The organism is Crocosphaera sp. Alani8 (assembly GCF_038442745.1).
Classification (GTDB): Bacteria; Cyanobacteriota; Cyanobacteriia; order Cyanobacteriales; family Microcystaceae; genus Crocosphaera.
The window spans coordinates 19,726-31,161 of the sequence record NZ_JARVCN010000263.1; the positions used below are offsets into that span (position 1 = coordinate 19,726).

The 11,436-nt window shown below is 39.9% G+C and carries 7 protein-coding genes; 6 read left to right on the forward strand and 1 reads right to left on the reverse strand.

Features of this window, described 5'->3' with window-relative positions:
* The first annotated feature begins 36 nt into the window (after positions 1–36).
* Together ppk1 and P9B04_RS15080 are read left to right on the forward strand one after the other, a co-directional pair.
* Positions 37–2,208: a polyphosphate kinase 1 gene (gene ppk1 / locus P9B04_RS15075; protein ID WP_342055807.1), complete on the forward strand. Its 2,172-nt coding sequence runs from the start codon at positions 37–39 to the stop codon at positions 2,206–2,208.
* A gap of 439 nt (positions 2,209–2,647) precedes the next feature.
* Positions 2,648–2,776, forward strand: coding sequence for a hypothetical protein (locus tag P9B04_RS15080; protein ID WP_342055808.1), 129 nt, complete (start codon positions 2,648–2,650; stop codon positions 2,774–2,776).
* A 65-nt stretch (positions 2,777–2,841) separates the two neighbouring features.
* Here P9B04_RS15080 and mutS read toward each other — a convergent pair whose 3' ends face one another.
* On the reverse strand, positions 2,842–5,496 hold the full coding sequence (gene mutS, locus P9B04_RS15085) for a DNA mismatch repair protein MutS (protein ID WP_342055809.1): 2,655 nt from the start codon (positions 5,494–5,496) through the stop codon (positions 2,842–2,844).
* 135 nt (positions 5,497–5,631) lie between these two features.
* Between mutS and P9B04_RS15090 the strand changes: the two genes are divergently transcribed.
* The 4 genes from P9B04_RS15090 to mgtE all read left to right on the forward strand — a co-directional run bounded on the left by P9B04_RS15090 (position 5,632) and on the right by mgtE (position 11,386).
* On the forward strand, positions 5,632–7,113 hold the full coding sequence (locus tag P9B04_RS15090; RefSeq protein WP_342055810.1) for a DEAD/DEAH box helicase: 1,482 nt from the start codon (positions 5,632–5,634) through the stop codon (positions 7,111–7,113).
* Between the two features lie 215 nt (positions 7,114–7,328).
* On the forward strand, positions 7,329–8,906 hold the full coding sequence (gene serA / locus P9B04_RS15095; protein WP_342055811.1) for a phosphoglycerate dehydrogenase: 1,578 nt from the start codon (positions 7,329–7,331) through the stop codon (positions 8,904–8,906).
* 115 nt (positions 8,907–9,021) lie between these two features.
* The gene (gene prmA, locus P9B04_RS15100) at positions 9,022–9,921 is read left to right on the forward strand and encodes a 50S ribosomal protein L11 methyltransferase (protein WP_342055812.1); all 900 of its coding nucleotides are present in this window, start codon (positions 9,022–9,024) and stop codon (positions 9,919–9,921) included.
* Positions 9,922–9,997: 76 nt separating this feature from the next.
* Positions 9,998–11,386: a magnesium transporter gene (mgtE, locus tag P9B04_RS15105; protein WP_342055813.1), complete on the forward strand. Its 1,389-nt coding sequence runs from the start codon at positions 9,998–10,000 to the stop codon at positions 11,384–11,386.
* Positions 11,387–11,436: the final 50 nt, after the last annotated feature.

The following is an 11,436-nucleotide window of genomic DNA, read 5'->3' on the forward strand; positions in this document are numbered from 1 at the left end:
TTAGTATTATTTATATTTGCTGAAATACTTAAAATTATGGCACAGGCAAAAGTTGAAGAAGGGAATATTAATCTGAGAGATCCCCAATACTATTTTAATCGTGAACTAAGTTGGTTAGAATTCAATCATCGAGTGTTAAATGAGTCTCTAGATAGTCGTACCCCTTTATTAGAAAGACTTAAATTTGTCGCCATTTTTAGTTCTAATTTAGACGAATTTTTTATGGTTCGGGTCGCTGTATTAAAACAGCAACTCCAAGCAGGAGTAAGTAAATTAACCCCAGACGGAAGAACTCCTTTACAACAGTTAGAAGCTATTAGCAAGCGTCTGCGTCCCTTAGTCAAGGAACAAGATCATCTCTTTGAATATACTCTGAGAAACCTGTTAATTAATCAAGGAATTTATTTAATCAATTATGTAGACTTAGATCAAGAACAAAGAACTTATTTACATCAGTATTTTGATGATAATATTTTTCCTGTTTTGACCCCATTAGCTGTGGATCCATCTCACCCTTTTCCCTACATATCCAATCTTAGTTTAAATTTAGGGGTGGTGGTACGAGATCCAGAGACACAAGAGGAACATTTTGCTAGGGTAAAGGTTCCTGGAGTATTACCTCGTTTTGTACCCCTGCCCCCAGAATTAAGGCATCAAGAAGACGATCAAACTGCCATCTGGACAGGGGTTCCCTTGGAACAAGTTATTGCTCATAATCTGGAAGCTCTTTTTCCTGGGATGATTGTGCAGGAATGTCATCCGTTTCGAGTCACAAGAAATGCAGATTTATCGGTAGAAGAAGACGAAGCAGATGACCTACTTTTAGCCATCGAACAAGAGTTAAGAAAGCGACATATTGGTAAGTCTGCAGTACGGTTAGAAATCCATGCAACTACCCCCGAACCGATCAGAAATCAACTGATGGAGGACTTAAAATTAGAAGAAATTGATATCTATGATATCGAAGGATTACTAGGACTAAAAGACCTATTTTATTTTATGTCTCTTCCTTGTCCCGAATTGAAAGATAAACCTTGGAGTGCGGTAATTCCACCTTCATTACAAAGGATAAAAGAAATCGTAGATGGTAACGATGACGGTAAGATTCAACAAGAAGGAGACGATATTTTTTCTTTAATTCGTCAAGGGGATATCCTAGTTCATCATCCTTATCAATCTTTTAGTGCTTCTGTACAACAGTTTATTACCCAAGCTGCTTACGATCCCAATGTTTTAACCCTTAAAATGACCCTCTATAGAACCTCGGGAGATTCACCTATTGTTAATGCTTTAATTGCAGCTGCAGCTAATGGAAAACAAGTGGCAGCATTAGTGGAGTTAAAAGCAAGATTTGACGAAAAAAATAACATTATTTGGGCCCGTCGTCTTGAACAATCAGGGGTTCATGTTGTCTATGGTTTGGTGGGATTAAAAACCCACACAAAAGTCATTCTAATTGTTCGTAAGGAAGGTGAGAAAATACGTCGCTATGTTCATATTGGAACGGGGAATTATAATCCAAAAACAGCTAAATTATACACTGATTTAGGTTTATTGAGTTGTCGGGAAGAATTAGGAGAAGATTTAACGGATTTATTCAACTTTTTAACCGGATATTCTAGGCAAAAATCTTATCGTAAATTATTGGTTGCTCCTGTAAATATGCGTGAGCGTATGATTTATATGATCAACCGAGAAGCTGAACACTCTCGTAAAGGAGGCGACGGACGCATTGTAGCAAAAATGAATTCTTTAGTCGATCCACAAATTATTGAAACTCTTTATAAAGCTTCTCAAGCAGGGGTTAAAATTGATTTAATTGTACGAGGAATGTGTTGTTTAAAACCTGGTATTCAAGGGGTTAGTGATACCATTAATGTTGTTAGTATTGTAGGGCGTTTGTTAGAGCATTCGCGAATTTTCTATTTCCATAACGGAGGAAAGGAAGAGATTTACATCGGTAGTGCAGATTGGATGACTCGGAACCTTTCCCGTCGGGTTGAAGCTATTACCCCTGTGGAAGATCCAAAAATCGCTCAACAGTTACAAGAAATATTGGGAATAATGTTAGTAGATAACCGTCAAGCTTGGGAATTACAATCGGACGGTAGTTATATTCAACGTCAACCACAGAGGAAAGATCATGAACAAAGTTCTCAAAAAACTTTCATGGAAATGGCTTTGCAATCTGTTAAAGAATTAATTTAATAGATTTTATAATTAATATTTTGCCCCTTAAGCCTTAAATACTAAAATTAATGATAATAAATATCAATGATTTTCTTGTTTATTGGAAGACAACATAAGCGTATATCACATAAAAAAAGGCTTTTACGTCGGATAGTCACCACATCTGCTTAAAAAAACATAAAAACTTATTAGGAGTAGTTCTCATTTAGGTTAATATGAGGATACATTGGCAAACTCTACAATCTAGTGAACTTTTATCCACAAGTTTGTCATTTTTAGAATGCAATCAACTCTGGTAAAACAACTGCTTACAAAGGGAATAAAATTTTTCCCCTAACGGTTAGTGCCTTTGTATGAACAAGCAGAATAGTAAATTTATAGCTATTTTTGACTGCATATCCTAAAAATATAGAGAAGTAAAATTTGCCGAAAACTACCATAGAATAGGGGAAAACAGGTGTACACTTACTTTTTAGATTTAATTGATGTGCGATGGTTAATGGTTTTTTCACCTATCGCCACTGCATTTATCTGGGGAATGATTATCTATCAAGAAAGTGACTTAGAAGATGATTGGTGGTTTTAGATTAGGATACATAACACAGTTAATTCAGAAGATGAGAAAAAAAGTACATTTCTTATCTTCTGAAATTAGAAATCATCGAAAATATCCAATTGTTCGATCAACTCCAGTTTCTTTTTGGTATTTTTCACAGGATTAACTTGAGTGATTCCTTGTCGTAACCCTAAAGCAATTTTACTGTGTTTTTCGATTTGATTCATAACTTGTTTTGCCCGACTAATCACAGAATTAGGTAAACCGGCTAATCTTCCTGCTTCAATACCATAAGACTTATCTGCACCTCCCGGTCTAACTTGGTGTAAAAAGACGATTTCGTGGGGCAATTCTTGCACAGTAACCTGATAATTAGCTACATTAAAAAGGATAGATGCTAGTTCGTTTAATTCATGGTAATGAGTAGCAAAAATTGTTCTTCCTTGTATTTCTGTAGCTAGATATTCTGCTACAGCCCAAGCAATAGAAAGTCCGTCAAAAGTTGCCGTTCCTCTTCCAATTTCGTCTAATAAAATTAAGGATTTTTCCGTTGCATGATTTAAAATATTAGCCGTCTCGTTCATTTCTACCATAAAAGTTGATTGTCCCGTGGCTAAATCATCAACTGCCCCCACGCGAGTAAAAATGCGATCGCTAATGCTTAATTTTGCCTTTGTAGCAGGGACAAAACTACCGGTTTGAGCCATTAATTGAATTAGTCCAATTTGCCTTAAATAACAGCTTTTTCCACTGGCATTGGGACCTGTTAAAATAATCAAATCTGGGCTAGTTTCCCCTTGGTTACCTCCCATATTAGTTGAGTTGGGGACGAATAAACCAGCACTCAAAGATTGTTCAACTACAGGGTGTCTACCATCAATAATTTCGATAATTCTACCGTCAACAATTTCGGGACGACAGTACCCTTGAAAAACAGCAATTTCTGCCAGTCCTGATAAGACATCAATGGCGGCTACGGCTTTAGCAATTTTACGAATATCTTGGGCTTTTTCTGCTACTTTTAAACGTAACTCTACAAAAATTTCATACTCTAATTTATTGAGATCATCTTGTGCAGTTAAAATTCGAGTTTCTCGTTCTTTCAGTTCTGGTGTAATATACCTTTCTTCATTGGTTAAAGTTTGTTTTCTAACGTAATTTTCTGGTGCCTGTTCTGCTTTACTACGAGGCATACTTAGATAATAACCAAATGTCTTATTATAGCCAACTTTTAGATTAGTAACTCCTGTCTTTTCTCGTTCTGTAATTTCTAAATTAGCCAACCACTGACGATCATCTTCTAACCTTTGACGCATGGAATCCAAATCGTTGTTAATACCCTCTCTAATAACACCACCATCTTTTAAATGTAAAGGAGGAGATTCAACTAAATGCTCAATAACATATTGACCTAATTGTTCTAATTCTGGAGGTAAATTTTGTAAAGTTTTGAGATAGAGAGATTCTGCTTGAGTAGCTAATTCTGCTAAGTCTTTTAACTTGACCAATGATTCTGCTAATGATAATAAATCCCTTGCATTTGCTGTTCCTGCACCTACTCTTCCACTAATTCTCTCTAAGTCATAAATACTGCGAAGTAACTGTCTAATATCTTGCCTTAAAGAAGGATTATCTATTAATTCTTCGATAGTGTTTTGCCTAGCAATAATTCCCTTAGGATTTAATAAAGGTTCTAGTAACCAACGACGTAAAGCACGACCTCCCATTGCTGTACAGGTGCGGTCTAAAGCCCATAATAAAGAACCATGAAAACTGCCATCTCTTACAGTTTGAGTTATTTCTAAGTTGCGGCGAGTTTGATAGTCTAAAATAAGGAAATCAACCTGATTATAAGTACGTAACAGTTGTAGGGGAACCTGATGAGCCTTTTGGGTATCTTCTAAATAATCTAATAAACCTCCTGCTGCCCGAACTGCTAGGGGCAATTGCTCACATCCGAACCCTTCTAGGGATCTAACTTTAAAAGTAATTAAGAGCTTACTTTTTGCTTCGTTTAAAGTAAAAGGAGTTTGCGATCGCAGGGAATAACAAAAACAATCAGGCAAGACATCAGCTAAATATTGAGACTTCTCTCCAGGGCGCAATAAAGTATTAATATCAGGAGCATTTGTGGGTATTAAAATTTCTGCTGGTTGTAGCCTTAATAACTCTAAATTTAGATTATTTAATTCTTTCGATTGAGTAGTAAAAAATTCCCCTGTAGAAATATCAGCGTAAGCAAGTCCCCAGTGTTCTCCAGCAATCACAACAGCAGCTAAATAATTGTTCTTTTTTGCTGATAGCATTCCCTCATCTGTTAGAGTTCCTGGAGTCAAAAGTTTGGTGATTTTTCGCTCTACCATTCGTCCTTGAGCAACTGCTTGTGCCGAGTCTTCCACTTGATCACAAATAGCCACAGCATAACCCTTTTCTACTAATAAGCGACTATAACGATCTAAGGCATGATGAGGAACACCAGTCATGGCAACTCTGCCTATTTCTTTGCCACCTTCTTTACTGGTTAAATGTAATTCTAATTCTTGAGAAATCGTCACCGCATCTTGGAAAAAACATTCAAAAAAATCCCCTACTCTATACACTAATAAAGTATTAGGATACTGTTCTTTAACATCAACATAATGTTGATACATTGGGGTTAATTTCTTAGCATCAAGATGACGATAATCAGTATGAGGTGAATCACTGGTTCCAATATTAGGGTTAGGGTTTGATTCAGAATAACTCGACATTGATAAAAGAATGAGATGGTTTCCTTAAGCCAATATATTATAATCTATCTTAGATTAGGGCTATCATTGAAATTTGGTTGAGAACATCCATACAACTTTATAACGTATAAATAAAATATAATACTTAATCTCTATATGGCACGTCCCAGTAAACTAAAATACGATCGCGGCACATTGACTTTACATCCACCCCCAAGAGGAAAAGCTTGGATCGAGTTTGCTACTTGGGATGATCGCATCGAGAAGTTTCGAGTCCCGGCTATTTATTATCGAATTTTAATCGAAACTTTGCAAGAAAATAATCTCAACTTTGTTGATAACGCCAAGGACTTTTTCCCTTTAGATTTGACCCCCAGTTTCGAGAGGCAACCCTATACCCATCAAACAGAGGCTTTAGAAGCGTGGAAAATCTCAGGACGTAGGGGAGTAGTGGTGTTACCCACCGCAGCAGGAAAGACCTACTTAGCCCAGTTAGCCATGATTGCCACACCACGTACTACCTTAATTGTAGTACCAACCCTAGATTTAATGCACCAATGGTACGCACAGATGAGTGCAGCCTTTCCCGATATTGAGGTAGGATTATTGGGAGGGGGATCGCGCGATCGCAGTCCTATTTTAATTGCAACCTATAACAGTGCCGCTATTCATGCAGAAACAATAGGAAATCGTTATGCTTTGCAGGTATTTGATGAATGTCACCATCTTCCTACGTATTTTTTCCGAGTAATTGCAGAATACGCCATTTCTCCCTACCGTTTAGGCTTAACTGCTACCCCAGAAAGGGCTGATGGTAGCCATCGTGACTTAGATAGTTTAATTGGGGAAGTGGTTTATCGTAAGGGAGTGAAAGAACTTGCAGGGGGAACTTTAGCGGATCATAAAGTAGTAGAAATTAAGGTTAAATTGTCACCAACAGAAAGAAAAAGTTACGAGCAAGCTATAGAAATTCGTAACAATTTTTTGCGCAAGTCTAATATCTCTTTAGGAAGTTTAAACGGGTGGCAAATTTTTGTTAAAGCTAGTGCTAGAAGTCCAGCAGGAAGACGGGCAATGTTAGCCCATCGGGAGGCAAAAGAAATAGCCGCCGGTACAGAGGGAAAAATAAGAGTATTAGCAGAATTAGTTTGTGAACATCATCGAGATTCATTATTAATTTTTACTAACGATAATGCCACAGTTTATCGCATTTCTCAAGAATTTTTAATCCCTGCTATTACCCATCAAACTCAAGTCAAAGAACGTCACGATATTTTGACACGATTTCGAGAAGGGATTTATAAAAGTTTAGTAACCTCCCATGTCTTAAACGAAGGTGTGGACGTTCCAGAGGTGAAAGTTGCTATTATTATATCTGGCACAAGTTCTGCTCGGGAATACGTGCAAAGGTTAGGTCGTATTTTACGCAAAGGAAAAGGAAAAAATAAATTAGCCACCTTATACGAAATTGTTGCAGAAGACACCAGCGAAGAGCGCATATCACAGCGCAGAAAAGAAGGAACAAAAACCCCAAAACCTCAACAACTAGAATTATTGTCTCCCACCTATGAAATGCCATCTAAAAAATCTCTACGGGCTGCCGAAAAATCTCATAAAAAATGGGGAGAAGAAGAGTAAAAATTTCAGAATCAATCAGTCAAGCTTGTGCCGAGGAACAAAATATGCTCATACCCCTAAGTCTGAAACTAATGAGAAATAGTCGTCCTACAAAATAGCAAACTGGAAAACTTCTTAAGGATTTAAGGTTTAAGGGACGATTCACCCTTACAATAATTTACTGCAACCATGAGAGCAAAGTATAGAAACGATCACTCCTCCCAAGGCGAATTACTATGGCAAAAGTTCTTGTATCAGACCCCATTGACCAAGTTGGTATTGATATCCTCTCACAAGTGGCGCAAGTGGATGTTAAAACGGGACTACCCCCAGAAGAGTTAGTAAAAATTATTCCCGAATACGATGCCCTGATGCTACGTTCAGGCACCCGTGTCACTGAAGAAATCGTTGCAGCCGGAACCCAACTGAAAATTATTGGACGAGCCGGGGTTGGCGTAGACAACATCGATGTGCCGGCGGCCACTCGTCAAGGTATTGTGGTAGTTAACTCCCCAGAAGGTAACACCATCGCAGCGGCAGAACACGCTCTAGCCATGATGTTATCCCTCTCTCGACATATTCCCGAAGCCAATCAATCCATAAAAAGTAATAAATGGGATCGTAAACGCTTTGTTGGGGCAGAAGTCTATAAAAAAACCCTGGGGGTTGTGGGTTTAGGAAAAATTGGCTCCCATGTGGCTAATGTCGCCAAGTCTATGGGCATGAAATTATTGGCTTATGACCCCTTTATTTCCAAAGAAAGAGCCGAGCAACTGGGGTGTACCCTAGTAGATATCGATCTCCTGTTCGCCGAATCCGATTATATTACCCTACATATCCCTAAAACCCCGGAAACTACCCATCTAATCAACAAAGAAGCCCTCAGTAAAATGAAACCTAACGCCCGCATTGTTAACTGTGCGCGGGGTGGTACCATCGACGAGTCTGCCCTAGCAGAAGCGATCGCAGAAGGGAAAATCGCAGGGGCGGCTTTAGATGTGTTTGAAGAAGAACCGCTCAAAGAATCCAAACTCAGAGATCACGAAAACATCATTTTAACCCCTCATTTGGGTGCCTCCACCGCAGAAGCACAGGTTAACGTTGCAGTGGATGTGGCCGAGCAGATACGGGACGTATTGTTAGGACTTCCGGCTCGCTCTGCCGTCAACATTCCAGGACTAACCCCGGACGTTATGGAGCAAATGCGTCCTTATTTACAATTAGCGGAAACTTTAGGAAATTTGGCGGGTCAATTGGCCGGAGGTCGTATAGAACGGTTAACGGTTCGCCTACAAGGAGAATTAGCTAGTACCAAAGCTCAACCCATTGTTGTTGCTTCTATTAAAGGGTTGCTCTCTCAAGCGTTGCGAGAAAGGGTTAATTACGTCAATGCTGCCATCGAAGCCCAAGAACGAGGGGTGCGTATCATCGAAACCCGTGACGCTTCTATTCGGGACTATTCTGGTTCATTGCACCTAGCAGCCCAGGGATCTTTAGGGGAACACTCTGTTACTGGGGCCTTACTAAGCGATGGAGAAATCCGCATTACGGATGTGGATGGGTTCCCCATTAACGTGCCTCCCAGTAACTATATGTTGTTCACCGTTCACCGAGATATGCCGGGGATTATCGGGAAAATTGGCTCCCTTTTAGGAAGTTTCAACGTTAACATCGCCAGTATGCAAGTGGGGCGGAAAATCGTTCGAGGAGACGCTGTAATGGCCTTGAGTTTGGACGATCCCCTACCAGAAGGACTGCTGAACGAAATTACTAAAGTTTCTGGTATCAGAGACGCATATACAGTTAAACTTTAACGGAAGGTGGGAAGGGTGGAAAGTCCGGGAAGATTAAAAAAAATATTAGTATTTTTCTCCCTATTTTTCCCTGCTTCCCCACTTCCCCAGTCCTTTTTATTGATAAATAAGTCCTATGTCTAACAGTTGGTGGGAAATCACCATATTATGTCATCCTCATTTAGAAGAATCTATTACTTGGCGGTTAGATAAGTTTGGCTGTTCCGGAACTTCACGGGAAATTAAAGAAAAATCCTATATTATTCAAGCTTACGTACCACAAATTACCTATCAGTCCCTAGACATCTCTGCCTTATCCCTATGGTTGCGACAAGATGCCTTGGTTCTAAATTTACCCCAACCCCTCACCCGTTGGAAATTAATCGACGAAGAAGACTGGTCCAGCAGTTGGAAGCAACACTGGGAACCGACAGAAGTGGGCGATCGCTTAGTTATTTATCCGGCTTGGTTAACTCCCCCTGAAAACACAGATAAACTAGTGCTTAAACTCGATCCAGGGGTGGCTTTTGGCACAGGAACTCACCCCACTACCCAGTTGTGTCTAGAATCCCTAGAAATGCGTTTATCCAAATCTGCAACAGATGTGGTAATTGCTGATATTGGTTCGGGATCGGGTATTCTTGCCATTGGGAGTATTTTGTTAGGAGCCAATCAGGTTTATGCTGTAGATGTTGACCCCTTAGCCGTTAAGTCAGCACAGGAAAATCGTGATCTTAATGAGATTGATCCTGATCGCATGGTGATTAATGAGGGAAGTTTGACGGAATTATCAGAATTAGTTAAGGATGGAGTAGATGGGATTGTCTGTAATATTTTGGCGGAGGTGATTATTGAGTTTATTCCTCACTTTTCTAAGTTGGCTAAACCCAGCACCTGGGGCGTGTTAAGCGGTATTTTGTTGGATCAATCTCAGGCCATCGCCGATACTCTAGAACAAGAAGGATGGGTAGTGGCGGCTTTATGGAAACGCAAACAATGGTGTTGTTTCCAAATTCGTAAAGCACCGGATGATTAATAGTGGTGTAGGAAGTTATGATCAAGGTCAACTTTTGCTAATATCATTATGACTAGGCATAAGGAAAAGGTGAACTTTGAATGAACCCATAACTACTGTCCAATCAACTAACCGAAAAGAGTTGCGCCAATTAGTGTGCAACCAACTGGCCTTATTATTAGAACAGGGCAACTTACAAGGGGCAAAAGCTCTATTGGTTCCCGTGCAACCAGTAGACATTGCTGAAGCTATCGAAGGTTTGCCAGAGTCTATGCAGGTGATCGCTTTTCGTTTATTGGTGAAAAAAGAGGCGATCGCTGTCTATGAAAATTTAGATTCCACGGTTCAACAATCTTTAATCGAACAGTTTAAACAACAAGAAGTTAGGGATATTGTAGACCAGATGTCCCCGGATGATCGGGCCCGTTTATTCGATGAATTACCGGCTAAAGTGGTACGCCGTTTAATCGAACAACTTAGCCCCGAAGAACGACACGCAACCGCCTTATTACTGGGGTATGAAGAGGATACGGCCGGGCGCATTATGACCCTGGAATACATTTCTCTCAAACAAAGTTTAACCGTTGCCGAAACCCTAGAAAAAATTAGAACCCTAGCCACCGCTTCAGAAATTGTTTATTATCTGTACGTCACCGATGGGTTTCGCCGTTTGGTGGGCATTGTTTCTTTACGAAATCTAGTATTATCCTCTCCAGACGTAGTTTTAGAGGATATCATGGCCACAGAGATCGTTTCTGTGAACACCACCGACGATCAAGAAGAAGTAGCACAAGTGATTCAACGGTACGATTTATTGGCGGTTCCTGTGGTGGACAACGAAGAAAGACTGGTAGGGGTGGTAACTGTGGATGATGTAATTGATATTTTACAACAAGAAGCTACCGAAGATATCTACGCTCTGGGTGGGGTTCAGTCCGATGGGGATAATTACTTCCAAACTAATTTAATCACTGTAGCCCGTAAACGGGTGATGTGGTTACTGATTTTACTCTTAACCAACACTGTTACCGGCACGATTATTAAATCTCAGGTGGGTTTACTAGAACAAATGGCCATCCTGACAGCGTTTATTCCCCTTTTGACAGGAACAGGGGGCAATGTTGGGGCCCAGTCTTCAACGGTGGTCATTCGAGGTCTAAATACCGACGATATAAAGGATCTCGGTGCCGGACAGGTGATTTTAAGGGAGTTGATGGCAGGGGCTTTATTAGGGATAGCTTTAGGTCTATTGGCTACGCTTTGGGCCTATGGACTGCAAGGAAATTGGTCCGTATCTATCTCTGTAGGAGTCAGTTTAGTTGCGATCGCTATTTTAGCTTCTGTTGCAGGTTCGGCTTTACCTTTTGTCTTCAAGTCTTTTGGCTTAGATCCGGCTTTAATGTCAGCCCCTTTTATTACAACTGCAGTGGATGTGGCAGGGGTATTTATTTATTTTTCCATTGCTAGGATAATTCTGGGACTTTAACTAATTCCTGGCGAGAAATCCCCGATTGAGGGACGAAAATCGAGGGATGA